Source organism: Maribacter litopenaei (assembly GCF_025244665.1).
Lineage (GTDB): Bacteria > Bacteroidota > Bacteroidia > Flavobacteriales > Flavobacteriaceae > Maribacter > Maribacter litopenaei.
This window is the reverse complement of the sequence record NZ_CP104205.1, coordinates 3,288,962-3,314,277: the sequence shown is the minus strand read 5'-3', so window position 1 is coordinate 3,314,277 and position 25,316 is coordinate 3,288,962. Positions and strand designations below refer to the sequence as shown.

The 25,316-nt window shown below is 39.5% G+C and carries 29 protein-coding genes and 1 pseudogene; 21 read left to right on the top strand and 9 right to left on the bottom strand.

Annotated features, from left to right (window positions below; all coding sequences use genetic code 11):
• The first annotated feature begins 78 nt into the window (after positions 1–78).
• Positions 79–393, top strand: a complete 315-nt coding sequence (locus NYZ99_RS17890; protein ID WP_260572551.1) for a hypothetical protein — start codon at positions 79–81, stop codon at positions 391–393.
• A gap of 2 nt (positions 394–395) precedes the next feature.
• Here NYZ99_RS17890 and NYZ99_RS17885 read toward each other — a convergent pair whose 3' ends face one another.
• The 6 genes from NYZ99_RS17885 to NYZ99_RS17865 all read right to left on the bottom strand — a co-directional run bounded on the left by NYZ99_RS17885 (position 396) and on the right by NYZ99_RS17865 (position 6,450).
• Entirely contained in the window at positions 396–1,373 is a 978-nt protein-coding gene (locus NYZ99_RS17885; protein WP_260572550.1) for a LuxE/PaaK family acyltransferase, read from the bottom strand.
• Between the two features lie 79 nt (positions 1,374–1,452).
• The gene (locus NYZ99_RS17880; RefSeq protein ID WP_260572549.1) at positions 1,453–1,776 is read right to left on the bottom strand and encodes a T9SS type A sorting domain-containing protein; all 324 of its coding nucleotides are present in this window, start codon (positions 1,774–1,776) and stop codon (positions 1,453–1,455) included.
• A 198-nt stretch (positions 1,777–1,974) separates the two neighbouring features.
• Positions 1,975–2,253, bottom strand: coding sequence for a T9SS type A sorting domain-containing protein (locus tag NYZ99_RS17875; protein WP_260572548.1), 279 nt, complete (start codon positions 2,251–2,253; stop codon positions 1,975–1,977).
• Between the two features lie 217 nt (positions 2,254–2,470).
• Positions 2,471–3,070 (bottom strand): hypothetical protein, encoded by a 600-nt coding sequence (locus tag NYZ99_RS22310; RefSeq protein ID WP_338039102.1) that lies wholly within the window; start codon positions 3,068–3,070, stop codon positions 2,471–2,473.
• Between the two features lie 47 nt (positions 3,071–3,117).
• Positions 3,118–3,603, bottom strand: coding sequence for a hypothetical protein (locus NYZ99_RS22305; RefSeq protein WP_338039101.1), 486 nt, complete (start codon positions 3,601–3,603; stop codon positions 3,118–3,120).
• 156 nt (positions 3,604–3,759) lie between these two features.
• Positions 3,760–6,450, bottom strand: a complete 2,691-nt coding sequence (locus NYZ99_RS17865; RefSeq protein ID WP_260572547.1) for a TonB-dependent receptor — start codon at positions 6,448–6,450, stop codon at positions 3,760–3,762.
• A 263-nt stretch (positions 6,451–6,713) separates the two neighbouring features.
• Here NYZ99_RS17865 and NYZ99_RS17860 point away from each other — a divergent pair, with 263 nt between their 5' ends.
• Genes NYZ99_RS17860 through NYZ99_RS17840 form a run of 6 tightly spaced genes read left to right on the top strand, consistent with a single transcriptional unit; the run spans position 6,714 to position 10,159 of the window.
• Positions 6,714–7,400 carry a response regulator transcription factor gene (locus NYZ99_RS17860; RefSeq protein WP_260572546.1) on the top strand — a complete coding sequence of 229 codons (687 nt, stop codon included), beginning with the start codon at positions 6,714–6,716 and terminating at the stop codon, positions 7,398–7,400.
• Positions 7,400–8,467 (top strand): sensor histidine kinase, encoded by a 1,068-nt coding sequence (locus tag NYZ99_RS17855; protein WP_260572545.1) that lies wholly within the window; start codon positions 7,400–7,402, stop codon positions 8,465–8,467. Before NYZ99_RS17860 ends, NYZ99_RS17855 begins: the two co-directional genes overlap by 1 nt.
• A 45-nt stretch (positions 8,468–8,512) precedes the next feature.
• A complete protein-coding gene (gene trmB, locus NYZ99_RS17850) occupies positions 8,513–9,181 on the top strand; it encodes a tRNA (guanosine(46)-N7)-methyltransferase TrmB (RefSeq protein ID WP_260572544.1) in 669 nt (222 codons plus the stop codon).
• 4 nt (positions 9,182–9,185) lie between these two features.
• A complete protein-coding gene (locus NYZ99_RS22300) occupies positions 9,186–9,389 on the top strand; it encodes a hypothetical protein (RefSeq protein ID WP_338039100.1) in 204 nt (67 codons plus the stop codon).
• Between the two features lie 10 nt (positions 9,390–9,399).
• A complete protein-coding gene (locus tag NYZ99_RS17845) occupies positions 9,400–9,816 on the top strand; it encodes a hypothetical protein (RefSeq protein ID WP_338039099.1) in 417 nt (138 codons plus the stop codon).
• Position 9,817: 1 nt separating this feature from the next.
• The gene (locus tag NYZ99_RS17840; RefSeq protein ID WP_260572543.1) at positions 9,818–10,159 is read left to right on the top strand and encodes an MGMT family protein; all 342 of its coding nucleotides are present in this window, start codon (positions 9,818–9,820) and stop codon (positions 10,157–10,159) included.
• On the opposite strand, the gene NYZ99_RS17835 is transcribed toward NYZ99_RS17840, so the two are convergent.
• From NYZ99_RS17835 to NYZ99_RS17825, 3 genes are read right to left on the bottom strand one after another with little or no spacing between them, the layout of a single operon-like run.
• Positions 10,156–10,587, bottom strand: a complete 432-nt coding sequence (locus tag NYZ99_RS17835) for a sensor histidine kinase (protein ID WP_260572542.1) — start codon at positions 10,585–10,587, stop codon at positions 10,156–10,158. The genes NYZ99_RS17840 and NYZ99_RS17835 overlap by 4 nt on opposite strands.
• Complete coding sequence (locus NYZ99_RS17830; protein ID WP_260572541.1) at positions 10,584–11,501, bottom strand: sensor histidine kinase; 918 nt, start codon at positions 11,499–11,501, stop codon at positions 10,584–10,586. Before NYZ99_RS17830 ends, NYZ99_RS17835 begins: the two co-directional genes overlap by 4 nt.
• Before the next feature lies 1 nt (position 11,502).
• Positions 11,503–12,867 (bottom strand): sigma-54-dependent transcriptional regulator, encoded by a 1,365-nt coding sequence (locus NYZ99_RS17825; RefSeq protein WP_260572540.1) that lies wholly within the window; start codon positions 12,865–12,867, stop codon positions 11,503–11,505.
• Positions 12,868–13,154: 287 nt separating this feature from the next.
• On the opposite strand from NYZ99_RS17825, the gene NYZ99_RS17820 reads away from it, so the two are divergent.
• From NYZ99_RS17820 to NYZ99_RS17755, 14 genes and pseudogenes are all read left to right on the top strand, one after another.
• On the top strand, positions 13,155–13,886 hold the full coding sequence (locus NYZ99_RS17820; RefSeq protein WP_260572539.1) for a TolC family protein: 732 nt from the start codon (positions 13,155–13,157) through the stop codon (positions 13,884–13,886).
• Complete coding sequence (locus tag NYZ99_RS17815; protein WP_260572538.1) at positions 13,849–14,430, top strand: TolC family protein; 582 nt, start codon at positions 13,849–13,851, stop codon at positions 14,428–14,430. The genes NYZ99_RS17820 and NYZ99_RS17815 overlap by 38 nt, the downstream gene beginning before the upstream one ends.
• Before the next feature lie 13 nt (positions 14,431–14,443).
• Positions 14,444–14,809 (top strand): efflux RND transporter periplasmic adaptor subunit, encoded by a 366-nt coding sequence (locus NYZ99_RS17810; RefSeq protein WP_260572537.1) that lies wholly within the window; start codon positions 14,444–14,446, stop codon positions 14,807–14,809.
• Positions 14,810–14,856: 47 nt separating this feature from the next.
• Positions 14,857–15,693, top strand: coding sequence for an efflux RND transporter periplasmic adaptor subunit (locus NYZ99_RS17805; RefSeq protein ID WP_260572536.1), 837 nt, complete (start codon positions 14,857–14,859; stop codon positions 15,691–15,693).
• Between the two features lie 64 nt (positions 15,694–15,757).
• A pseudogene (locus tag NYZ99_RS17800) lies at positions 15,758–16,452 on the top strand (ABC transporter ATP-binding protein).
• A 56-nt stretch (positions 16,453–16,508) separates the two neighbouring features.
• Positions 16,509–17,369 (top strand): ABC transporter permease, encoded by an 861-nt coding sequence (locus NYZ99_RS17795; protein ID WP_260572535.1) that lies wholly within the window; start codon positions 16,509–16,511, stop codon positions 17,367–17,369.
• A complete protein-coding gene (locus NYZ99_RS17790) occupies positions 17,357–17,731 on the top strand; it encodes an ABC transporter permease (RefSeq protein WP_338039463.1) in 375 nt (124 codons plus the stop codon). Before NYZ99_RS17795 ends, NYZ99_RS17790 begins: the two co-directional genes overlap by 13 nt.
• A complete protein-coding gene (locus NYZ99_RS17785) occupies positions 17,722–18,075 on the top strand; it encodes an ABC transporter permease (RefSeq protein ID WP_260572534.1) in 354 nt (117 codons plus the stop codon). Before NYZ99_RS17790 ends, NYZ99_RS17785 begins: the two co-directional genes overlap by 10 nt.
• On the top strand, positions 18,035–18,895 hold the full coding sequence (locus NYZ99_RS17780) for an ABC transporter permease (RefSeq protein WP_260572533.1): 861 nt from the start codon (positions 18,035–18,037) through the stop codon (positions 18,893–18,895). Before NYZ99_RS17785 ends, NYZ99_RS17780 begins: the two co-directional genes overlap by 41 nt.
• 9 nt (positions 18,896–18,904) lie before the next feature.
• Positions 18,905–19,159, top strand: coding sequence for an ABC transporter permease (locus NYZ99_RS17775; RefSeq protein WP_260572532.1), 255 nt, complete (start codon positions 18,905–18,907; stop codon positions 19,157–19,159).
• Positions 19,111–21,210 carry an ABC transporter permease gene (locus tag NYZ99_RS17770; protein WP_260572531.1) on the top strand — a complete coding sequence of 700 codons (2,100 nt, stop codon included), beginning with the start codon at positions 19,111–19,113 and terminating at the stop codon, positions 21,208–21,210. The genes NYZ99_RS17775 and NYZ99_RS17770 overlap by 49 nt, the downstream gene beginning before the upstream one ends.
• Before the next feature lie 52 nt (positions 21,211–21,262).
• Positions 21,263–21,856 carry an ABC transporter permease gene (locus tag NYZ99_RS17765; protein ID WP_260572530.1) on the top strand — a complete coding sequence of 198 codons (594 nt, stop codon included), beginning with the start codon at positions 21,263–21,265 and terminating at the stop codon, positions 21,854–21,856.
• A complete protein-coding gene (locus NYZ99_RS17760; protein WP_260572529.1) occupies positions 21,825–23,666 on the top strand; it encodes an FtsX-like permease family protein in 1,842 nt (613 codons plus the stop codon). The genes NYZ99_RS17765 and NYZ99_RS17760 overlap by 32 nt, the downstream gene beginning before the upstream one ends.
• Positions 23,667–23,712: 46 nt before the next feature.
• On the top strand, positions 23,713–25,314 hold the full coding sequence (locus NYZ99_RS17755; protein ID WP_260572528.1) for an ABC transporter permease: 1,602 nt from the start codon (positions 23,713–23,715) through the stop codon (positions 25,312–25,314).
• Positions 25,315–25,316: the final 2 nt, after the last annotated feature.

Here is a 25,316-nt window from a genome sequence, read left to right as displayed (position 1 = left end):
GATGACTTAGTTTTAAAGGGAAAGGACTTGCAATTTTCAAGTCAGAAATGGGTGCTTGTAGAAATGGCATCAAGTTGGGTGAAATATTCTACCAAAGGGGAGGAAATGGAGTGGCAGGAATATTACGTTTTTAATCCGGACGGTTCCTTCCTAAAAAGTAGGGAACAGAATGGTACTGTTTTAGAAGCGACAGGGACCTTTGAAATGGTAGAATTTGATAATGACGATGCTGATTATTTGGAACTTACATTTACAACCGGTAAAGAATTGGCAACTAGTTGCTTTAGCTATGAGGGGATTGAAATACTTAGGTATATTTCCAATAGAAAATTGGAAAGTATGTGGAAAGCTTGTGATGGCTCAGATTTATATTATGATCTTGTAATAGATTGAACTTAAAGTGCCATCAAATTACAACCCCTAATATCCGAATGGTCAAAACGTCCCAGGACCTCAAATTTTTCAGTATCATATAATTTTCCCAAATCCTGGGTTGCTATAAAGGAACAGGAGTTTATGTTGGCAAGATCGATCACATTAATGCCTCCTGTCTTTCCATTGGGTAATAACGATAAAGGATCCTCGGTATCCCTAACCAATATTTTCATCCATGGTGGACATTCAAAAAGACTATTTCCTTTGGAATAAGCTTGGGAAAGTAATTCTGTCATTCCGTACTCTGAATGTATGTGGTCTATCTGAAATCCCTTTTTCAGTTGTTCGTGTAATTCCTTACGAATCAATTCCTTTCTGCGTCCTTTCATTCCGCCGGTCTCCATAACAATGGTGTTTTTTAATTGTAGCGGATACTCTTCGGAAAAATCCAAAAGTGCAAATGAAACACCTATTAATAGGGTCTTTTGGTTGTTCGCCTCCAGTTCCATTAGAACCGATTTTAACATCCTAAAATCATTCAAAAAAAACCCGCTTTTTGGATGCTTGCTCTTTTCAATTAAATCGTTAACCATATAAACCAAAGAGGAACCTTCCCGCTCAAGATAGGACGGAAGAAGGGCCAACACGCAATAATCCTCTATAGGGCCATAAAACCTTTCAAAGCCCTTTAAAAAGCTCTCCTGATATAGAGCGATGTCTGAAACGTAGTGTTTACTTACAATAGCCCCCGTAGTTCCACTACTCGTGAAAATGGCTTGGTCCGTTTGTGAAGTACTTACAACTTTATAATCCTTAAAGAATTGTATGGGAAGAAAGGGTATGCTCTCAAGGGCATTAACATGTTGTGGTACAACATTTAAATAGTTACAGAACCTTTGGTAAACAGCATTGTTTTTGTATTGGAAACGGAAAATATCCAAGCTTTTGGCTTCAAATTCTGTTTTGGATGAAATGGAAAAAATACTTCCTAGATTCATGGAAAATTAAATTCCCGCAAAGGTAAAGAACACTTAAGAAAGAATGTAGTAAGGAGGAATAGTTTGGCTATTGCAAAGACTACTTTACCACTAACTTTCTGTTGATGGATTTTTTGTTTTCCGTTACTTGGATCACATAAACGCCTGGTGAAAGCCTGGAAATATCCAAGGTTTTATTGGAAATACGATCGGTTAATACTAATTCCCCGAACACATCATAGATTCTTATTTCCTTGGTATCGTTTTTTTCGGTCGTCACATAGACCATATCCGCAGTGGCAGGGTTTGGATATAGTTTGAAACCGGATATTTCCTCATTTTTTAGATTCCTAAAATCAATGGAGTCTTGGCCATATACCATGAAGGAAAATCCCATAACTAGGACAAAGTAGATTTTTTTCATAGGGCATTGATTTGGGATCAACACCATAAAGTTACTTCAATGGATGCGGGTAAAAATAAAAATGTTGTGAACTGTAATATTTTGTATGTCAATAAAATAGCCCTTGCAATTCATCGGATTTTTAATACCGATTATCGATGGAAGAAATTGTGATATTAGTGGGAAATTTACTTGACAATGAGCTTTCTGGTCGCCATTTTATCCTTTTTCAAAAACTCTAAGGACGTAAACGCCGGCATCCATATCGTTCAAGGACAATTCCTTACCCAAAATTGTAGTCTTGAGGATTAAGGTTCCAAAGACGTCGTATACAAAGATTTCCTTAGGGGCGTTATTGGCCGTGGTAATGTAAACCTTACCATTTGTAACCGGGTTGGGATACATACTAAAACCCTCTATGTCCCCTTGATTTTGGGAGCTTTGTCCAAAACCGACAGCGAAAAAAAGTAAGAAAACAATGAGGTAAAGGTGCTTCATATATAGCTGGTTACAAATGCTATGCCACAAATATAGGAATTATAGAACCTGAATGTCAATACGATAGAATCCTTTCTTTAAATTTTTCGATGAAATGCAAAAAGCCGGTCGCGATAGCTATCGCGGACCGGCTTTTTAGATATTAATTTAAATATACTTTTAGTTGATACCTACGGTCCAACCCGCACCCCAAGTAGCGATATCGGTACCAGTTCCGTTACCATCTCCGAGATATAAATTCTGCTTCAGTAAATACGGCACCCGTATCATTTTTTAGTTTTGTGGTTACATTGTTAAATGTAGCATCGGTTACATTTAAATCCCCACTTAGAACTCCCGTTCCGGTATCGGCATCATCAAGATCGAAAGCTTCGTCAAAATCATTGAATACCATGTTGGTAAAAATTCCTTGTGTACCAGCTCTTAACCGGATAGCTTCACTAGCATCGTTAGCACCTACGATGGTAACATTCGTAACGGTTGGTTTTGAGAAATAACCGCCTTCGTTGCTAAAATCGGTATTGAAACCATCACATTCAAAAGCTTTATCGTGTGCTGTTCCATGCTGTACATATACGTCGGTCAAAGTTCCAATAAATCCTTCTGTCCAGTCTATGGAATCGTCCTCAGAGTTAACTACGACCAAGTGGCTTGCGCTTACAGTACCGCCAAAAAACTCGAATCCGTCATCGGATCCTTCGTATACCTGAACATAATCAATAGTGGTTGCACTACCTACACCGTAAACGGAAAGACCGTTCAACTCCGCGTTTCCATCAATCGCACCACCAGCATATTCGATACGCACGTATTCCAAGATTCCACTATTATCGGTCGGGTTGTTACCTCCATAGGAAAGACTTCCTACCTCTGAAGTTGCAGTATCTTCTGAACCATCAGGAGTAGAGTTAATAGGAGCTCTTCCACAAAGAACAATTCCACCCCAATCACCGAAGCAGGTGATGCGGCATTAGAGGTAAAAACGATAGGTTCACTAGCAGAACCGTCGGCAATAATTCTACCACCTTGTTGAATGGCGATGTAAGCATTAACGCCAACAGGCTGAGCTTTAATGGTCATACCCGCAGGCACGGTTAATGTAGCGCCATTGGCAATCAATACGGGACCGGTAACAATATATTCAATTGTTGGATCCAAAGTAATATTCTCAGTGTAAACACCACTTAAGTTTACGGTTGTTTCCTCCGGGGTTTCTTCCCCTCCGGTAGTGTTATTAGTAGTGTTGTTTACAACGCTATTATCGTTAATAACGATTTCAGCGGTGTCATCGCTTTCGCATGACCAAAAAAGGCCAGCAGCTATACATAAAAGTAATAAGTTGTTTTTCATTATTCAGAATCTATTAAAAATTAAAATTTATACTTGAGTGTTAGTCCTATGTTTAATCCAAGGTTATATTCTCTAATAACAATGTCCCCTTGATCAGTACCTTCCCTTACTAAACTTATATCTGGATTCAATAAGTTTTTTGCTGAAAGGTTTGCCTCAAAATTGTCTCCAAAGGAATTTTTCCGAGATGAAATTGAGCGTTGGAACGGCCTTTTCTACAATATTCCCCAAACTACCAGCTCCTAAGGAGAATATTCTATCTGAGAAATAGGAGTAAGCTAGCGTTGCTTTTGGTTTATAGTTTCCAAAAGTTGGGCTATAATTGATATCTGTGTTGATAATAAAAGGAGAAGCCCCCTCCAATTCATCGGAGTCCCTATCAAATGAGGTTCCAAAGGTGTTCAAGTCCCCGGCAGGAATATCTTTTAAATCTTGTTTTGTCTTCGTATATGCGGTATTTAAACCTAAGGAAACTATGGCATTCTCGTCCTCATCCATTAAAAGATTCTTTCTAAGCTCAAGTTCTACCCCGTAAACATCCGCTCTATCTCCTGTTCTAAAATAACGTTGTGTTCCAGTGGCATCCGCGGCAACGACCCTGTTCACGGGATCATTGATAGTCTTGGCAAATGCTGCCAAAGAGATTATTTCTCCACGTTCACGGAACCATTCATATTTTAAATCAAAATTATATACATCGGAATACGTTGCACCTGTACCATCTAGACCCCCTAAAAGGTCCGGATTACCCCCAACTCGTTGTGTAACGGATTCGTAAACAAAAGGTGCAGCTTCCTTGAACTCGGGAAATGAGGCCGTTTTACTAAAAGCGAACCTAATATTGGAATCATCGTTCAATGTATATTTGATATTTAAACTGGGTAAGAATAAATTCTCATATACCGTTCTAATTCCCGGATCATCCGGCCTTATGTTGATTACATCATATTGTACTTTTTGACTAAAGGACTCAGCCCTAAAACCAGGTATAAATGTCCATTTCTCACCGGCCTTAACGGTTGCTGTGATGAATCCGGCATGAATATCCGGATTACCTTTATAAGTGTTTTCCGGTAATCCAGGCCTATTGACATTACCAATTTCATTGTTTATTGGGTTTAAGACCAATAAGTTGTAAATACCACTTCCACTTGGAATATTAATGTTGTTTACATTGAATATGCTATTGAAATTGTTTACATCGGTTACGGGATTACCGTCCCTATCCTGTATATCATATCCGTATCTAATACTGCTGAAATTTCTTTCTTTTGTTCTACCGTTATATCCAAAATTCCAAGTGATATTTTCGGAGGGTTTGTAGGTTAAATTGATAAAACTGTTTAATTCATCGTCCTCTATATCTTGAAAAAAACGCTGATTATCAAAAGGAATATTGGTGTAGAAAACAGGATTTGTGGAAGGATCACTATCTAATGCAAATTGATAATTCTCCAAGGTTATCCTCTTCCTGTCAGGTTCATAGGAAAAAACCTTATTATAACCCGTACCCCAGTCTAGGCTAAATTTTTCATCAAAGATATGCTGACCTGTTAATTGGTTCACAAATATCATATCTTGATTGAACTGAACGTTCATAATATAGAATCCTTGGTCGGTATCCAAAATGGCATCCCTATTTTTACCTTGTCCGTTAACACCATAAAAACCAACGGCGTCTGTTGCACTATTTATAAACAGGCTGTTATAATTGATTTTATGGTCGTTATTAATTTTATAGGTAGTATTTAGAAGTGCCGTTGTGGATGTTTTATAGGCATACTCCTCAACATTTGGGAAATCCACTTTCAATACATTGGTGAAATCCCTAGCAGGTCCTTTCAACAACTGATATCCGCTATCAAATCCGGCGGATGCAAAGAAGCTCAATCTCGATTCATTTTCAAAATTGAAAGAGTAACCTCCCTCGACCGCTCCATTTAAATTGATAGGGTCCCATGAATTTTCCGGGTCAACACCATGAGAAAGAACAACGGCGAAAGGGTTGTTGTCATATCTATTATAAAAGCCATAAGCGCTAGTTCCCTCACTTTTATAAAAATCCTCTCCATAGGCGTTCGTGTTTAGGCCACTACCAATAGAAATATCAAAATATCCGTTACCAGTATACTCTTTGGACTTAATATTAACGTTACCCGCTGCAAAATCTGAATAATATGAGCTATTGTACGCTTTACTTACAGATACATTCTCAATAATGCTTGAGGCAAATAAATCTAAATTGATATTCTTTTTGTTTACATCATTGGATGGCAGTGACAGACCGTTCATAGTAGTGTTTTGATACCTATCACCTAATCCCCTAACATATACATTGCTCGAGCCTTGCTGTTTTGAAATACCCGAAATTTGCGCGACCGCAGCGGCAGCATCATCTATACCTTTTAATGTTAATGCTTCCGCACTAATTGCCTCTTGCATTATAGAGGCATTTTTTTGTTGCAATAACAGGGCAACCTCAGAGTCTTTTCTTGATGTTGTAACTACCGTAACTTCTTCCAAAGCCATTCCTTCTGATGCACTCATGGGTACATTAACAGTGGTCACCTTTCCCGCTTCCACATTTACTCCAGGCACTTCTATGGTTTCGTAACCTAAATAACTGAAGACAACGACATAAATGCCAGGTTCAAGGTTGTCAATTTCATAAAGTCCGTCAAAATCAGAAGTGGCACCCTTCGTAGTGCCTTTAATTAATATGTTAGCAAAAGCAAGTGGTTCATCATTGTATTCCTTGTCCGTTAGCTTTCCAACTATAGAACCGGTGCTCTGTGCAGTGACTCCTGCACTGATAATAAATAGTATACCTATTAAAAAATTTTTCATTGTTTGTATGATCTCTAAAATCTTGCGCAAAGAACGCTAGGGGTTGTAAAAGTCCGGTTACGACCATGTTAAATATGGTTTGCAAAAATGTTACCTAAACGTTACTATATTAAATCAACGTTAAGCGATTTTTAGATAAGCGTATTATCTGTACTTTTGATAAATTAGCCGAGACTAAAAATTTCAATAAATACGGCTAAAACATTAGTATTGAGTACTAATTAGTTGCATCTGATCCTATAGAACCAAACAAAAAGACATTGATGAAAAAAAAGGATATTACCATACTTTTAGTAGATGATGAACCGGATATTTTGGAGATTTTGAGTTATAACCTTTCCTCTGAGGGATATGAAATTATCACGGCAAAAAATGGTGCAGAAGGGGTTTCCAAAGCCAAAAAGAAGCAGCCGGATTTGATCATCCTAGATGTAATGATGCCCGAGATGGATGGTATTGAGGCGTGCGAAATCATGAGGAAGACTCCCGGTTTGGAAAATACCATTATTACCTTCCTAACGGCTCGTGGTGAAGATTATTCACAAGTTGCCGGTTTTGATGCAGGAGCCGATGACTATATTACCAAGCCTATAAAACCAAAAGTTTTGGTGAGCAAGGTAAATGCCTTGCTAAGACGATTGTCCAAAGAGGATGGCCCCCAAGAAGATATTACCAAAGTAGGGGACATTGTCATCAATAGGGAGGAATATAAGATCATAAACCAAGGTGAAGAGATAATTCTTCCTCGAAAGGAGTTCGAGCTTTTGGCCCTGTTGACCTCAAAACCTAATAAAGTATTTAAGCGTGAGGTCATTTTGGACAAGGTATGGGGTAACGAGGTCGTTGTAGGTGGAAGGACCATAGACGTCCATATCCGAAAATTAAGAGAGAAAATCGGGGAAGATCATTTTAAGACCGTTAAGGGAGTAGGCTATAAGTTTGTGTTATAATGCCGGTACGTTCAAAAAAGTCCTATAGGTTTGCCTTTAGATCTGCATTTTATATAGGTGTTATTTCTTTTTTAGTTTTTGGGAGTCTGTTATGGCTTTTCAATTTGATGAACTGGTCGCTATTGGGTATTGCCACAGCTCTTATTTTTGTACTTTCCTTTATTACCCTTCAACTTAGGATTGAACGTTTTATTTATCGCCGAATTAAGAAGATTTACGATGATGTGGAATTGTTGGAGTCCACACCTCTTTTCACTAATCCAGTAACCACGGATATGCGAACCTTGACCGCAGAAATTGAAAAATTTGCCAAGGACAAGAAGATTGAAATCGATACGCTAAAAATCAGGGAAGAATACCGTCGGGACTTTTTAGGTAACGTATCCCATGAACTCAAAACACCATTATTTACGGCTCAAGGATATTTGGAAACGCTTTTAGATCGAGCCATTGATGATAAGAATATTCGGAAAAAATACTTGTCCAGGGCCAATAAGGCGGTGGAAAGACTTATTTACATTGTTAGGGATCTAGATCTGATTACAAAGTTGGAAGTGGGAGACCTTCGATTGGAAAAGGAAAATTTCAATATCATTGAACTTATCCAAAACGTGTTTGACCTTCCGGAGATGAGGGCCAGCAAAAAGAAAATTGTCCTCACTTTTGATATGGCTTATACCAAACCCATTATGGTGTATGCCGACAAAGAAAAAATTCAACAGGTGTTGACCAATCTACTCGTTAATTCCATTAAATATGGAAATGAGAATGGTACTACCGAGGTAAGTGTGGAAAATTTGGTTAAGAATAAAGTCATTGTACGGGTAACCGATAATGGGGAGGGCATACCAGCCAATCATCTGCCTAGGTTGTTTGAGCGTTTTTATCGGGTAGACCCCAGTGGAAGTAGAAAGGAAGGGGGAAGCGGCCTTGGCTTGTCCATTGTAAAACATGTAATAGAAGCGCATGGTGAAAAAATCTATGTAGAAAGTTCCGAAGATGTGGGCTCCGAGTTTTCCTTCACCCTGGAGAAGAGTAAATCAGAAAATACAACCGCCAAAAAATAAGTACCTTATCAATTTTGTTAGCTTTGCGATCATAAAGGAATATCAGTGGGCAGCAAGAACAAGCTAAAGAGATTTAAGGAAAACGAAACCTTTCCAAATGTAATTCAGCCAACTAGGCAAGAGGTTACCGATGGATTTCCACTAAAAGGAAATTGGAACACACATTTTAAGAACGATAATCCAATCGTGTTGGAGTTGGGTTGTGGGAAAGGTGAATATACTGTGGGCTTGGCAAAAAGGAACCCTAATAAAAACTTTATCGGTATCGATATCAAAGGTGCTCGTTTTTGGCGGGGGGCAAAAACGGCCCTAGAGGAAAAATTGCAGAATGTGGCATTTTTAAGAACCCAAATAGAGTTGGTGGACCTATTATTCGGAAAAAATGAAGTATCTGAAATATGGATTACTTTTCCAGATCCCCAAATAAAGTACAAGCGGATCAAACATAGAATGACCAATGCCGCTTTCTTGGAAAAGTATAAGGAGATTTTGGCACCTAATGGCTTGATGCACCTCAAGACCGATAGTGAGTTTATGCATGGCTACACACTTGGTTTGCTGCATGGAATGGGTATGGATGTACTCTATGCCAATCACGATGTGTACAAAAATGAGGGAAGCCCAAAGGACGTACTGGAAATACAGACATTCTATGAAAATCAGTATCTTGAGAAAGGCAAACCAATAACCTATATCCAGTTTAGGATACACTAAGTACATGCAACATTTGCTCATCCTTTTCTTTGCAACGTTTTCAGCGGCGTTTATGGCCACGGTTCCTCCCGGTCTATTGAATTTAAACGCTGCCAAAACCAGTGTGGAGAAGGACAAGCTAAATGGTGTTATTTTCAGTTTGGGTGTATCTACCGTTATCATTATTCAAGCGACCATAGCGGTTTTTATCTCCAAGTTTCTCGGATAGAAATCCTGAAGTGGTTTCCGTTCTTCTTGAGGTTGCTATTCTTGTTTTTGCCGCTTTGGCAGTGTATTTCTTTATGGCTGCAAAAAGGAATAAAAAAACCAAGATAAAGGCAATCAAAATCAGTAAACGTAATAGCTACTTTAAAGGGATGTTTTTGGCAACCCTTAATTTATTGACCATTCCTTATTACAGCGGACTGAATATTATGTGGAATGCTTCCGGTTGGATAAAGTTCATGTTTTTGGATATAGCCATCTTCGTATTGGCAGCCGGTTTGGGCACGTTTTCGGTACTGTACCTATACGTATTTTACTTTGACAAACTAGAGCACAAAACCAATAGATTTGAAAAGAACGCCAACTACATACTTTCCTTTCTAATGGTAATTCTGTTGTTTATAACCGTGGTTCGTGTTTTAAACCGATGATATGGCAGAAAACGATAATTTTTTCGAAAAGGTCTATGAGGTCGCCGGACAGATCCCGTACGGAAGGGTTACATCTTATGGAGCCATTGCCAAATATTTAGGGGCGGCCCGAAGTGCAAGAATGGTAGGTTGGGCCATGAACGGCGCTGGAAATATGGAGGATGTTCCTGCGCATCGCGTAGTAAATAAAGCAGGGCTTTTGACGGGAAAGCATCATTTTAAAGGCACGAATTTAATGCAGCAATTACTGGAAAGTGAAGGCATAAAAGTCAAGGCTAACCAGATTCAGGATTTGGATCGATATTTTTGGGACCCATGGAAAGAGTTGGGGGAATCCGATTAATCAAAAACCAAAGTAAATACAGTATGTTCATTGGAGAGTACCTGTATACTACCTCCATGTAATCTCATGATCTGTTTGGACAGGCTCAACCCAATGCCAGTTCCTGATTTTTTGGTGGTGAAAAAAGGCACGAAAATCTCATCCAATAAATCCGCCGGAATTCCAGCACCGTTATCCCATACCTGAATGTATTTTTTATTCATTTCATTAATTCCACAGATAAATTTGACCTCACCATTTTCTAGACCTTCCAATGATTGCTTAGCATTTTTCCCCAGGTTTAATAATACTTGAGAAATCTGTTTTTGATCCACGAATAGTTCTAGGTCTTTCGGTGAAATTTCAACCGAAATGGCAACGGTATTTTCTGTATTTTGCTCTTCCAGCAATAGTTTTACACGCTCCAAAAGTTTATCGGCGGGAATCAATTCCTTATCCGGTTCGGGACACTTAAAAAGGTACGATAGGATTGCACAAAACTCATAAGGTCGCTGCCTTGATCTTTGATGACCTCAAGTCCCTTGGCGGTATTCTTTATTTGATCTTTGTTAAATTCGTTAGGTTCGGTAAGAGATCCACCTTTTTTAAAATAACGGAGTATAGACTCTGAAATGGAGGTGATGGGCGTAATGGTATTCATTATTTCATGGGTGAGAACGCGTATCAGCTTTACCCAGGAGTCGGTCTCCTTTTCATCCAGTTCCCTATGGATGTCGTGTACAACCACTAGTAATAATTCCTGCTCTTCTATGGTCAATGGCGTACATTTTATACTCAAATCCCGCTTTCCCCTTTCATTTCCCAATTGATAAATCTTATTTTCAAAGGGTTTCAAATTCTTAAATAGCCCGTATAATTCAGTGTCTACTTGATTGAGTTGCTTTATGTGGTTCAATGGCCTGTAATTGAGCAAATCCTGTACCGTGGGGTTGGCAAAAAGGATATGTCCCTTTGGATTGATGGTAAAAATTCCAATATCTGCCTGTCTTAATATCTCTTGGTAGTATTGCTCTTGAGCCTGTTTTTTAAGATGGATATCCTGTATCATGCTATTGAGCATATTCAGGCTATGGTTGAGTTCTTCTAGAGATTTTACGCTCAATTTTTCGGGAAAACGAAGCGTAAAATCCTCATTTTTTATGGCATCAAAGAAATAAGCAATTTTACGATTGGTTTGGTTGACATAATTGATCAAAGCGGTCGTCTGTCCAATTAGGATCAAAATACCAATGCCGCATCCTACATAATTTCCCTTAAAATAGAGGTAGGTAGAAACTATAACCGTAAGTACGATTAGCACAATCCTAAACACCAGCTGCAGATATATATTACGGCTTACCATGTTATTTGGAGGATTTTTTAAGCTTATTATAAAGTGTTTGTCTAGAAATACCTAATTGCTCAGCCGCGGCACTATAGTTTCCATCATGTTTATTTAAGGCATTTGTGATCATAGCCATTTCCATCTCTTCCAACGTACTGGATCCATTGTCCAAGGAAACGGTATTCTTGGATTCCAACAAGAAATCATCGGGTTTCAACACGTTTCCTTCACTCAGGATAACGGCTCTTTCTATGGTGTGTAACAGTTCGCGTACGTTTCCGGGCCAGGCATAGGCCATTAATTTTTCCTGGGCCTGTTGGTTGATCCGTAATCCCTGTTTTCCGTATTTGTTGATGAACTTGTTCAGATAAAAATCAGCGAGAACCAATATGTCATTTTCACGTTCCCTTAGAGGAGGAACTTCTATTCGTATAGTGTTAATTCGATATAATAAATCTTCCCTGAAAAGGCCTTCGGCCACCATTTGATCCAAATTACAATTAGTAGCGCAGATTAAACGGATGTCGATGGGTATGTTCTTGTTGGAACCTACACGCACTATCACTCTATTCTGTATGGCCGATAACAATTTGGCCTGCATTTGCAGGGATAGGTTTCCTATTTCATCCAAAAATAGGGTACCTCCATTGGCAGCTTCGAACTTACCGGCCCGATCTTCCTTGGCATCGGTAAAGGAACCTTTCACATGACCAAAAAGTTCACTTTCAAATAGGTTTTCAGAAATGGAACCCATATCTACGGAAATGAACACTTCGTTTTGCCGTGCGGAAAGTTTATGGAGTTCCCTTGCTATCAACTCTTTTCCGGTCCCGTTTTCTCCAGTAACCAATACGTTTACATCAGTTTTGGCCACCTTTTGGACTAAGGATAACACTCTGTTCAAGGCCTTGGAATTACCTATGATAAAGTTGGAGTTTTGATTGATAACCTGTTTTAAGTTGGTCTCCTTTTCCTTTAAATGAAGTACTTCCTTTTGTGTTTTTCTGAGTTCGTACGCCGATTTGACCGTTGTCAATAATCGTTCGTTGTTCCAAGGCTTAAGGATAAAATCAGAGGCACCTTCCTTTAGGGCTTCAACGGCTAGGTTAATCGCCCCATATGCCGTCATCATGATAACAGAAATGTGAGGTGCCTTCTTCTTAATTTCACGAAGCCAATAGAGTCCCTCGTTCCCTGAGTTTACTCCTGCGGAGAAATTCATGTCCAACAAAATAATGTCCAGCGAATTAAAATTTGGAAAGGAAGGTATTTGATTGGGATTGGAAATGGTCTGAACACTTCTATATTCAAACTGTAATAAAATCTCCAAAGCACTTAACACGCTTTTATTATCGTCAATGACCAAAATCTTTGCATCTACCATAATGCGAATAAATTACGGGTTGGTATGGATAAAACTACAAATTGATAAGATCTGTTTTTGCCGAGTGTCAAAATATTTTACAATATCTGTACAACTATTTTACATTTTTAAAAACATATAAAATATTGAAATATTGTATTTAACTGATAATCAAATACCTATGATTGTGGCATGCAAATAGTACTAATTCGGCATACGATTAAAAAAATATGACGCATACACTTAAAATAACGCTTTTGATATTTATGTTCTTGGGAACCAAATTGGTTGCTCAAGATACGTGAACTGTGGATGAATGTGTTGCCTATGCGCTGGAGAATAATTTACAGTTGAACGATTTTGAGTATTCGGCGCAAGCGGGCCAGGAAACCTATCGGCAATCGGTGCGTAACTTATTGCCAGTCTTGAATGCGAGCTCTGACTATACTATTAATTCCGGTAGGGCAGAAGATCCAAATACAGGTACTTTTGTGGTTCAGGATTTCTTTTCCAATAACTATTCGTTGCAATCCAATATTGACTTGTTCCGTGGATTCCAAAAGATAAATTCAATAAAGGCATCCAAGCTGTTGTACAGTGCTACACAAGAAGAAGTGTTGCAGCAAAAATATCTATTGGCATTTAGGGTCATGCAGGCCTTCAACAACATACGGTTTTTTGAGGGATTGGTGGCAATTGCGAATGAGCAATTGGAGGTTTCCGTAACCAATTACAAACTGGTTGAAAAGCAGATTGAATTGGGATTGATGGCCGGGGCCGATTTGTACGAGGCACAATCCCTTTTATTGGCAGATGAGCTCAATCTTACACAAGCCGAAAATCAATTGGCCACTGCCAAACTATCATTGATACAGGAAATGAACTTGGAGAACACGGCCGATATTCAGATTGTTCCGAGATATGGGCAAAGAGACAAAAGACGAAGTTACGGGGAACATGGCATCCGATTCTGTCTACGAGAAAGCGAGAGAATTTTTGCCTTTGATAAAGGCACAGGAATTAAGGGCAAAAGCTGCTAAAAAACAGGTGGGCGTGGCCCGGGGAAATCTATATCCTTCGTTGAGCCTTTTCGCGGGTATAGGAACAGGTTACTTTGAAACCTTTCAGGATTCCCTGGGCAATACCCTGCCTTTTCGTCAGCAGTTTAGGGACAATACATCAAGATTTTATGGCGTCAGCCTAAATGTTCCCATTAGCAATGGTTGGTCTGCTCGATCTAGGGTGAAACAGGCCAAAATAGAAAGGTTACGACAAGAGAACAACTTGGAAGTTCAGGAGCAAGTCCTTTTTCAGACCATACAACAGCTGGTTCAGGAATATAATTCGCTATTGGTAGAAAAGGAACAAAGCCACCGGAATATGGAAGCACAACGATTATCCTTTACTATTGCCCGTAAAAGGTATGAGAAGGGTATGATCAATGCCATAGAACTATTCACGGCTAAAAATCTATTTGCCAGTGCCCAAAACGAGAATTTACAAGTGAGGCTTAGGTCGGAAATAAATAGAAGTACCTTGGATTTTTACAGAGGGTTGCCGGTGTTTAATATTAACCAGAATTAGATTAGGAAATAGAATGGATATACAATTAGAAAAAAAGAAAGGATTACGCCCCAAACATTATGGGTATATAGCATTAGGATTATTGTTGCTCTTTGTTGGGTACCAACTGCTTTTTGCTACTTCGGTCTCAACTTTTAGGACGGAGAAGGATAAACTTTCCATTGCAGAGGTTTCTCAAGGTAAGTTTGACGATTATATTACCATTAATGGAAATGTGGCCCCTATTACGACCATTTATATGGATGCCTATGAAGGTGGTAGGGTCACCGAAAAGTTGATTGAGGAAGGTGCGATGGTTAAAAAAGGGGATATTATCCTAAAGTTGGAAAATATGAATCTGTACGAGCAGATTTTGGCCAGCGAAAGTAATCGGCCTTAAAGCAAAATGACCTTCGTTCTACAAAACTGACCTTTGATTCCCGTCAGGTGGAAGGCAGACGGTCCTTGGCCACTGCGAGTACGGACCTTCAGCGTTTAAAGCGAAATTATGAACAGAACAAGGCCCTTTATGACGAGGAACTTATTTCCCAGGAAGCCTACCTCACATCAAAGGAGAACTATGAGCTGTCCCAAAAGCAATACGATATAATCAAGCTTCAGACAGAGAACGACGATGAGTTACGTGAAACCTCATTGACCGGCCTGGACAATGATTTGGCGCGTATGCAAAAAACCCTAGGTATGGTGTATCAAAGACTTGATCATTTGAATGTTCGTGCCCCTGCGGATGGCCAATTGGGTTTTTTGGATGCTGAAATCGGACAGAACATTTCACAAGGTCAAAGAATTGGACAAATTAATGTTCTTACCGATTATAAAATTGAGGCGGATATAGATGAACATTACATTGACAGAGTGAAAAGGGATCTGAACGCTGTGCTTGAGCGTAACGGAAATGAATTTCCCTTGCGGGTTAGAAAAGTGTATCCTGAGATCCGAAACGGTAGGTTTAGGGTGGATTTGGTCTTTACCGATGATAAACCGGAAACCATTCGCACGGGACAGAGCTATAATATCAGATTGCAGCTAGGTGAATCCAGTGATGCCCTTTTGTTGCCGAAAGGTAGTTTTTTCCGGAGCACTGGAGGGCAATGGATATTTGTGGTAGGGCAAGATGGGGAAGAAGCCCTAAAAAGGCCTATACGAATTGGCAAACAGAATTCCAGGTACTATGAAGTATTGGAAGGACTGGATGCTGGTGAAAAGGTAATTACCAGTAATTATGATAGCTTCGGGGAAGCGGAGCGCATCGTGTTAAAATAAATGCATATTGTCACATCCGGGATTTCCGGATGTCATTATAACAATCAATTAAATCAAAACAGAAATGATAACAATCAAGAATCTAAAGAAAAGCTTTCGCACCGAAGAAGTAGAGACCTTGGCTCTAAATAATGTAAACCTTAAAGTGGAAGATGGTGAATTCGTGGCGATCATGGGATCATCCGGTTGCGGTAAATCTACCTTGTTGAACATTATAGGTATGTTGGACAACCCAACAGAAGGCAGCTATAATTTCGCTGGCCATGAGGTTGGGGGACTAAAGGAGAGTCAACGTACCCAACTAAGAAAGGGAAACTTGGGCTTTGTTTTCCAAAGCTTTAACCTAATCGATGAACTAACGGTTTATGAAAATGTGGAACTTCCCCTAATCTACCTTAAAATGGGGAAAAGCGAGCGCAAGGAAAAAGTGATCAAGGTATTGGAACGTATGAAAATAGCACATAGGGAAAAGCATTTCCCTCAACAATTGTCCGGTGGGCAGCAGCAACGTGTTGCTATTTCCGAGCGGTTGTTACCAATCCAAAATTGATATTGGCGGATGAGCCAACTGGAAACTTGGATTCCAAAAATGGTATAGAGGTAATGAATCTATTGACCGAACTTAACCAAGAAGGTACCACCATCGTCATGGTAACTCACTCTGATCGAGATTCACATTATGCACATAGGGTAGTCAACTTATTTGATGGGCAAATTGTGACCGAGAGTCAAAACCGTGCAATAGGCGCCATGATGTAAAGCGAGTTTATTCATCAATCAAATCATCCTCTAATCAAGGAGAAAAAACAGCAATCATGATCAAGAATTATTTCAAAATTGCTTGGAGAAGCCTTAGAAAGCATAAGGGATTTACCCTTATCAATGTTCCGGGACTATCACTGGGTTTTGGGTGCAGTATCCTAATTTTTCTATTTGTTCAATACCATTTGGAGTTTGATAACTTCCATAAAAATGCGGATAGGATTTATAGGTTCAATACAGAAGAGCACAGGGATATTGTAGATTACGAGGCAGCAGTGCCCCCTGGTTTTGCAAATGCATTTAAGCAGGACTATGACTATGCTGAAATTGTTGCGAAAAGTGCAGATAGGGATAATTGGTTGATTACCATAGAATATGGATCGGAGAAAAAACAACTTAAAGCGGATATAGCTTTTACCGAAGCGGATTTCTTTAAGATTTTCAACTATCCTTTGGTAAACGGCACCAATGATGCCCCCATCTTAGAACCCAATACGGCCTTAATCACTCAATCACTTGCCAAAAGAATGTTTGGGGATGAAAATCCCTTAAATCAAGATTTTGTACTTGAAAATAACAGGACAATACGTATCACAGGGGTTTTACAAGACATACCGAAAACCTCCCTTACCCAAGCACAGATGTTCATTTCTTTTGAAACACTCAAGGGTTATGATGATTTCTTGGCATCGGAAGGTTGGGGTGGTATTAATTCTAGTTTACATTGCTATGCTCTCATGCGTCCAAATCAAGATATTGGACTTATAGAAGAGCAATTAAAAAGTTATGTGCAAAAATTTCGGCCCAACAGTAAAAATGTACATCACTACAAAGTTCAGCCATTATCAGAAATTCATTTTGACGAAAGATATAGTGGCGGAATAGACCCTAAGACGCTCGGATTTTTTCTTTAATAGGCTTTTTTATCCTCATAGTTGCGAGTATTAATTTTATAAATATCTCCACCGCCCAATCTACTCAGCGATCCAAAGAAGTTGGCGTAAGAAAGGTTTTGGGTAGTGAAAAAAGGCAATTGTTCCGGCAGTTTATGGCAGAAACCTTTATCGTTAGTGGCTTTGCGCTATTGATAGGAGCTTCAATGAGTTTCTTGATATTACCCTATTTTAATACGCTATTTGATTTAGAGCTTTCCATCAACGGATTATTGAATACCAATTTTCTGATTTTCATTTTATTGGTTCTCGTGTCCGTAACTTTATTTGCAGGGAGTTATCCCGGAGTTCTTTTGGCCGAATTGCACCTGTTTTGGCCCTAAAAAGAAAATTATCTTCAAAAGACGCTGGAGGTTATCTAACAAGAATGACTTTGGTAATCACACAATTTGTAATATCCATTGTTCTTATCATAGGATCAATTGTTGTTGGTAAACAGTTAAAGTATGCCATAAATTCTGATTTAGGCTTTGAAAAGGAAGGTATTGTCATGGTTGAAATACCTGATGAAATTGAGCCTATAAAATTAGAAGGACTAAAGCAGCGTATTGCAAAAAGTGCGAACGTTGAAAGTATAACAGCGTGTTTTGCATCCCCTGGGGCAGGGGAAAACAATTGGGGGATCAGTGTTAAATTCAATAATAGGCCGAGAATCGGAAGATTTTAATATTCAGGCAAAAGCTGGTGATATCAACTATTTGGGGGTTTTTGATTTGGGACTTGTGGCTGGCAGGAATTTTTATGAAAAAGATTCCGTTGATGAGATAATAGTCAATGAAGACTTTGTACGGAAAGTGGGTCTTTCCAACCCGGAAGAAGCACTCAATAAGCAGATCAATATTAGCAATGGTTTTATTCAGGGTAAGATTGTTGGGGTCGTATCAGATTTTCATGATAGGGACTTTCATTCTAATATCAACCCTGTGTTTATCGCATCCCATCCTAGATTGTTTACGGAGATGGCCGTAAAAATAAATCCGGCAGATGCCAAGGCTGCCCTGGAACATATAGGAAATGAATGGAGTTCTACTTTTCCGGACTATGTTTTTGAGTATGATTTTCTCGACGACCGTGTGGCCGAATTGTATGAGACGGAACAACGTTTTCTGTCCTTGATCGGCGTATTCAGTGGCATGGCTATTTTGATAGGTTGCTTGGGCATATATGGACTTATTTTGTTCTTCGTAGTACAAAAGACCAAAGAATTGGGAATTCGAAAAGTTCTTGGAGGTAGTGTTGGTCACCTCGTGGGGCTGGTTATGCAAGACTTTTTCAAGCTTATTATCATCGCCGGTATCATTGCAACTCCTATAGCCTGGTATTTTATGAATAGATGGTTGGAGAGTTTTGAATATCGTACGCCCTTGAATTGGTGGGTTTTTGCTCTTGCCGTTGCCATCGTGATGGCTATTACGCTTATTACTATTAGCTATCAGGCCATAAAGGCCGCTATAGCCAATCCAGTAAAAAGTCTTCGAACCGAATAAAACAAAACCATGATCAAAAACTATTTTAAAATTGCATGGAGAAACCTTTGGAAAAGGAAGGATTATGGGCTACTCAACATTTTTGGGTTGTCCATTGGTATCACCTGTGCCTGTATCATTTTGCTTTGGGTAGAAGACGAACTTAGCTATAATACCAATTTTAGCAAACAGGATACAATATATTACGTTCCAACAAATCAAAAGTACGATGGGGAATGGCGTACGTTTTTCGAAGCTACCCCGGTTCCTTGGCAGAAAATCTAAAAAACGAAATTCCCGGTATCGTACGTGCGGCACGTACTAAATCGGATAATCTGTTATTTCAGGTTGGGGACGACTCGTTCAATAAAAATGGAAGATATGTAGACTCCGACTTTCTAAACATGTTTGATTTCCATTTCGTTGAAGGGAGTAAGGCTTTAGATTTTCATAGTACGGATATAATTCTAGTTTCTGAAAACCTGGCAATAAGCTTATTTGGTGAAAATCAATCGGCCCTTAATAAAACTGTAATAATAAATAACAATTCAACTTATACCATAGTTGGGGTATTTAAAGACTTGCCCAAGAATGTTACGTACCAATACGACTGGGTCGCACCTTTTGAAATTTTTGCCCTGGGAAATCAATGGATAGATGAGTATGGTGCAAACTTTGCCGATACTTTTGTAGAACTGTCCCCTCAAGCGAACTTCGATGAGGTCAATAGAAAGGTCAAGGCGCTCTTGCCCGCCAAAACAGAAGACGATGACACCTACGCCTTTTTGCATCCATTAAAGGATTGGCATTTAAGGTCAACTTTTGAAGGAGGAAAAAATGTTGGTGGACAAATCGTATATGTAAAACTTTTTAGTCTAATTGCTTTGGTGATTTTATTGGTGGCCTGTATCAACTTTATGAATTTGGCGACCGCAAGAAGTGAAAAAAGGGCCAATGAAGTGGGCGTTAGAAAAGTGTTGGGATCTAGTAGAAAAGGTTTGTTATCCCAATTTATGACCGAAGCGTTACTCGCTTCCTTTATAGCCGCAACCTTGAGCATTTTGTTGCTTCTTCTTTTGTTGCCCCACTTTAATATGATCATTGGAAAATCACTCAACATACGTTTTTTTGACCCTACACATTGGATGGTTTTTCTAGGTATTAGTCTTGTTTGCGGTATTGTGGCTGGGTTATACCCGGCTGTGTATCTGTCTTCCTTTAAACCGGTATCGGTCTTGAAGGGAACCAATAAGATCTCCGGAGGTGCAAAGGCAATTCGTAAGGGTTTGGTGGCCGCCCAATTTGTGGTTTCCATCGTTTTCATTATCAGTACGTTAATTGTCTTTCAGCAAGTGCAACATGTTAAGTCTAGAAATCTTGGTTATGATAAAGACAATGTTATTCGAATACCTGCAAATGGGGACATTATAAAAAATCTAAATCCTATAGAAGAGGATTTGCTCGCTACTGGCAACATTGAAAATATTGGGGTTAGCAATTCTACAGTTTTATCGGGGGGCAACAATACCTCAGGACTATCTTGGCAAGGCGGTGTGGACACTGAAGAGGTTCGCGTCTCTATACGGCAGATAAGCACCAATTTTTTTGATACCATGGGAATGCAACTGGTAGAAGGAAGAAGTTTTAGTAATAACCCTGCCCAGGATAGTACAAACATCATTGTTACGGAATCCTTTGCAAAACTGATGGGTTCAGGCAGTGCTATTGGAAAAACGGTGGAAAATGATTATCCCATAATTGGAGTGGTGAAGGATTATTTATATGATGATATGTACGGTTCCAGCGACCCTGTCATTTTCTTTAATGACCCCTCTGAGGCTCGATATCTTTATGTTAAAACAAAAAATGGTGTGTCTACTGAGCGAGCACTTTCATCTGTGGAAGGCGTTTTGAAAAGACACAACCCTGCATTTCCTTTTGAATATGAATTTGTGGATGATGCCTATGAAGCCAAGTTTAATAACGAAAGGCTTGTTGGGAACCTTTCAAAAGTTTTTGCAATGCTTGCCATTGCCATTTCATGTCTAGGTCTTTTTGGATTGTCCGCTTTTACGGCTGATCAACGCAGAAAAGAGATTGGCGTTCGTAAGGTGTTGGGGTCAAGTATTTCTCGGAATCGTTGGCCTATTATCAATAGACTTTTTAAAGCTCGTGGGTTTGGCATTTATTTTAGCAGTACCCATCGCTTGGTATTTTATGCAAAATTGGTTGGAAGGCTTTGCATACAGAATAACAATGAATGTTTGGGTATTTATTATAGCGGGATTGGCGGCATCAACTATAGCACTTCTAACAATAAGTTTTCAAGCAATTAATGCTGCAAGGGCAAATCCAGTAAAAAGTCTTAGAACCGAATAAAACAAAACCATGATCAAAAACTATTTTAAAATAGCTTGGAGAAATCTTTTAAAGAATAAGGGGTATTCCATAATCAACATTGGAGGATTGGCCATTGGAATGGCCTGTTTTTTAATGATCGGATTATATATCAACAATGAGCTTTCCTATGACACGTATCATGAGAAGGCGGAGAATATCTACAGGATTGTACATCATAGAGACCCCAAGAATACGGAAGGCTCATGGATTTGGGGCAATGCGCCCGTTGATCCTGCACTAAAACAAGATTTTTCCGAAATTGAAGAGAAAGTACAGTTTTCAGGTAGATCCGATGTGTTGTTGGAATATAACAATAATGCCTTTCAGGAAAGCAATTGTTTTTACGTGGATGCTACGGTATTCGATGTTTTTAGTTGGCCTTTGGTATCCGGAAATCCAAAGACCGCCTTAGAGGCTCCGTATTCCATTGTTCTTACTGAAAGCACCGCCAAAAAATATTTTGGAAACGAGGATCCCATGGGCAAAACCATGGACGGCATAGGAGGCAGGGCCAATGATGGAATTTATACCGTAACGGGTGTCATGAAGGATGTTCCGAGAAAACTCCCATTTTACTTTTGACGTGCTCATGTCTATGAGTTCCTTCTATCAGACCCGCCCTAGTATATTTGAAATGTGGGGCTATGTTGATTTCTACACCTATCTCTTGGTAAACGAAAATTTTAATGTGGCTTCTTTTGAAAAAAAGATACCTTCATTTTTAGAGGAGAGATATCCTGAGGAGGAGTCGGAGTATTATTACGACTTTTCTTTAGAACCCCTCAAGGATGCCTATCTTACTTCGACGGCCTCTAGGCAGCCGGGAATCACGGGGAGTACATCGAATATCTACATTTTTGCCCTTATTGGACTTTTTATACTGATCATTGCCAGTATCAATTTTATGAATCTGGCTACAGCTAGGTCTATGGAACGTGCTAAGGAAGTTGGGGTAAGAAAAGCCATAGGTGCCAATAAAACAGGGTTAGTGTATCAATTTTTAGGAGAAAGCCTATTGATGGTGCTTATTTCATCCATACTCGGGTTGTTAATGGTTTCGCTAGGACTTCCTTTAATGGAAACTATAACGGGAAAAACATTTTTGCTTTCAGATGTTCTTAATCCATGGGTCATGTCCGCATATTTTGCGGTGGCATTCATTACCGGATTATGCGCAGGTATTTATCCGGCATTTATCCTGTCCAGTTTTAGACCTTCCAGGGTATTAAAGGGTCCGGCAAGTACTTCACAACAAGGCGTAAACCTTAGAAAGGGACTGGTCGTATTTCAATTTAGTCTATCTATAGCCTTGATAGCCAGTACGGTGATAGTCTATTATCAATTGGGATATATGTTGGATAAGAATCTAGGTTTTGATAAGGAAAGGCAATTGGTAATCGATTTTAATTTTGATGGTGAGGTACGTAATAATTTGGAATCGATAAAGAATGAATTTTTGACCTTGCCGGAAGTCGTTTCCGTAGCGGCTTCAAGGACAGTGCCTGGTGCCCATTTTCCCGCTGCTGGTACCAATATTGAAAGTAAGGAAGGCAATATGGTGAACTATTCTCCATTTCTATATGAAGTAGATGTAGATTTCATCCCCCATTATAAATTGGAAATGGTTGCCGGTAGGCCGTATTCCAGGGATTTCCCCGCAGATACCCTATCGTCCATGGTCATAAATGAGGCAGCAGCAAAGGATTTCGGCTATGCCGATGCCCGTAATATTATAGGTAAAAAGTTTGAACAGTGGGGCAAAGAAGGAACCATTATTGGGGTAGTTAAGGATTTCAATTATTTATCCTTACATGAAAAGGTGGCACCGTTGACCTTACGATACGAGCCTGGTAGCAGCAAGTTCCTCTCGATGAGCATACAATCAGAAAATTTATCCGCGGCCATTGCAAAAATTGAAAACAAGTGGTCTCAATTGGTACCCCATAGACCTTTTCAATACAGTTTTTTAGATGATAGTTTCAATCAACAATATCAAGCTGATTTTCGTTTTAAGGAACTGTTCACACTGTTCTCCTTTTTGGCGATTTTAATTGCTTGTCCGGGATTATTTGGTCCGGCAACCTATAGTGCCATGTTAAGAACCAAGGAAATAGGAATCAGAAAGGTATTGGGTGCCGAAGTGAGTAGTATTGTTACGCTGTTGTCCAAGGATTTTATCAGATTGGTGGTTATATCCATTGTCATAGCAACCCCTTTTGCTTGGTATGCCATGGATAATTGGTTGAATGTTTATGCCTATAAAATTGATATAAGTGGATGGTATTTTGTGCTCGCAGGCCTAATGGCCCTAACAGTGGCTATACTAACAGTGAGTTACCATGCCATTAAATCGGCCAGGGCGAATCCCGTAAAAAGTTTGAGAATGGAATAGGCTAGAAATTATACATAAGAATCATCATCATCAAAAAAAGAACATCATGCTTAAGAACCATCTAAAAATCGCCTGGCGAAGTCTAATAAAAAATAAACTTCAAACAAGTATCAACCTACTTGGATTAACTGTGGGGACGGTATGTTGTCTTGTCATATTAGTCTATGTGAACGCACAGTTTGGCTATGACCAACATCATGATGACGCTTCCTCCCTATATCGTATTCGTACCAAGATTAAGACCGATAATAGTAGTTTGGATTCGGATATGGCAGCTGCAAGTCCGCCTATCGCTTTTGCCATGAAAGAAGATTTTCCCGAAGTAATAGATGCATGCCGTATCGTATATTTTGGGGAAGAAAGTAGTCAACTCCTAAGAGTATCCGATAGTGATGATAGTTATTATGTGTCAAGAGGCTATGTAGCCGATTCTACTTTTTTCAGTTTTTTCAAATATCCTCTTCTAGAGGGTGGTAATCCCAAAGAATTGTTGAAGGCACCCAACAATGTGGTACTTTCCTCAAAATTGGCGCAAAAATTATTTGGAAATACAAAAGCTTTGGGCAAGACATTGATCTTGGGAGCGGGAGAACAGCAACAGGATATTACCGTAACAGGTGTTTTCAAGGAAGGGGAAAATAAAACGCACCTTCAACCTAATTATGTTTTGAGTATGGCCTCGCCCGGTATTGGTGAGTTTGTGCGTAGTGTAGACAATTACGCTACACAGAATTTTGTCTTTAGCTATTTGAAAGTAGTGCCAGGGGCAAATGTGGCCCAGTTGGAGAAAAAATTACCGGAATTTTTACAGGCCGGAGGTGCAGACGATTTGGCCGCGATAGGGTTTGAGAAGACGCTATTATTGCAGGCTGTTAAAGATATTCATCTCTATTCCAAGGGAATTGATGCCCAAATAGATAACGTATCGAATATCGAATATTTGTACGCTATGTTATTACTGGCTTTTATAATCCAATTGGTAGCTTGTGTCAATTTCGTAAATCTAAGTACGGCTAGGGCTAGTAAAAGAGCTAAGGAGATCGGGGTTCGGAAGGTTATAGGAGCAGAAAGAGGCGCTCTCATTAAACAGTTTTTGAATGAATCTGTGTTATTGTCCTTATTCGCTCTTGTCATAAGTATTCCTCTAGCCACGTTTTTAATACCGGGCATGAACGGGCTTACCGGAGGTAACCTTGCTTTTGCAGATATATGGAACCTAAAAATTTTGGGACTTCTAACAGCCATAGGTGTTGCTACTGGTCTAATTGCGGGAATATATCCTGCTTTGATTTTATCCTCCATCAAGCCTGCCAAGGTCATTAAAGGCATGGTGAACATTAACCTAGGTAGTGGAAACCTTCGTAAGGGTTTGGTCGTTTTTCAGTTCGTGGTTTCTATAGGGTTGGTGACGGCCGTACTTATCATTACCCAGCAACTAAAATATGCGCAGTCTAAAGACATGGGTTTTGATAAGGAAAATGTTATCGCCATTAAATTGGGTACCCAAGAGGCTCAAACCAGGTATACGGCTTTGCGGGATGAGCTAATGGCACTTTCAAGAATTTCTGAAGTAGCGGGAACCAACAACTATCCCTCAGCAAGGATTATGGGCGATTTGGGTATTCACCTCCCAGGTCAGAACCCGTAAAA

Coding starts and splice junctions, on each gene's coding strand:
- NYZ99_RS17840 (WP_260572543.1), top strand. CDS start 9,818: ATGGCAGAAAACGATAATTTTTTCGAAAAGGTCTATGAGGTCGCCGGA.
- NYZ99_RS17765 (WP_260572530.1), top strand. CDS start 21,263: ATGATCAAAAACTATTTTAAAATAGCTTGGAGAAATCTTTTAAAGAAT.
- NYZ99_RS17770 (WP_260572531.1), top strand. CDS start 19,111: ATGGCGTACGTTTTTCGAAGCTACCCCGGTTCCTTGGCAGAAAATCTA.
- NYZ99_RS17810 (WP_260572537.1), top strand. CDS start 14,444: ATGGATATACAATTAGAAAAAAAGAAAGGATTACGCCCCAAACATTAT.
- NYZ99_RS17795 (WP_260572535.1), top strand. CDS start 16,509: ATGATCAAGAATTATTTCAAAATTGCTTGGAGAAGCCTTAGAAAGCAT.
- NYZ99_RS17825 (WP_260572540.1), bottom strand. CDS start 12,867: ATGGTAGATGCAAAGATTTTGGTCATTGACGATAATAAAAGCGTGTTA.
- NYZ99_RS17855 (WP_260572545.1), top strand. CDS start 7,400: ATGCCGGTACGTTCAAAAAAGTCCTATAGGTTTGCCTTTAGATCTGCA.
- NYZ99_RS17830 (WP_260572541.1), bottom strand. CDS start 11,501: ATGGTAAGCCGTAATATATATCTGCAGCTGGTGTTTAGGATTGTGCTA.
- NYZ99_RS17865 (WP_260572547.1), bottom strand. CDS start 6,450: ATGAAAAATTTTTTAATAGGTATACTATTTATTATCAGTGCAGGAGTC.
- NYZ99_RS17755 (WP_260572528.1), top strand. CDS start 23,713: ATGCTTAAGAACCATCTAAAAATCGCCTGGCGAAGTCTAATAAAAAAT.
- NYZ99_RS22300 (WP_338039100.1), top strand. CDS start 9,186: ATGCAACATTTGCTCATCCTTTTCTTTGCAACGTTTTCAGCGGCGTTT.
- NYZ99_RS17875 (WP_260572548.1), bottom strand. CDS start 2,253: ATGAAGCACCTTTACCTCATTGTTTTCTTACTTTTTTTCGCTGTCGGT.
- NYZ99_RS17860 (WP_260572546.1), top strand. CDS start 6,714: ATGAAAAAAAAGGATATTACCATACTTTTAGTAGATGATGAACCGGAT.
- NYZ99_RS17775 (WP_260572532.1), top strand. CDS start 18,905: ATGATCAAAAACTATTTTAAAATTGCATGGAGAAACCTTTGGAAAAGG.
- NYZ99_RS17760 (WP_260572529.1), top strand. CDS start 21,825: ATGTTCCGAGAAAACTCCCATTTTACTTTTGACGTGCTCATGTCTATG.
- NYZ99_RS17885 (WP_260572550.1), bottom strand. CDS start 1,373: ATGAATCTAGGAAGTATTTTTTCCATTTCATCCAAAACAGAATTTGAA.
- NYZ99_RS17880 (WP_260572549.1), bottom strand. CDS start 1,776: ATGAAAAAAATCTACTTTGTCCTAGTTATGGGATTTTCCTTCATGGTA.
- NYZ99_RS22305 (WP_338039101.1), bottom strand. CDS start 3,603: ATGAAAAACAACTTATTACTTTTATGTATAGCTGCTGGCCTTTTTTGG.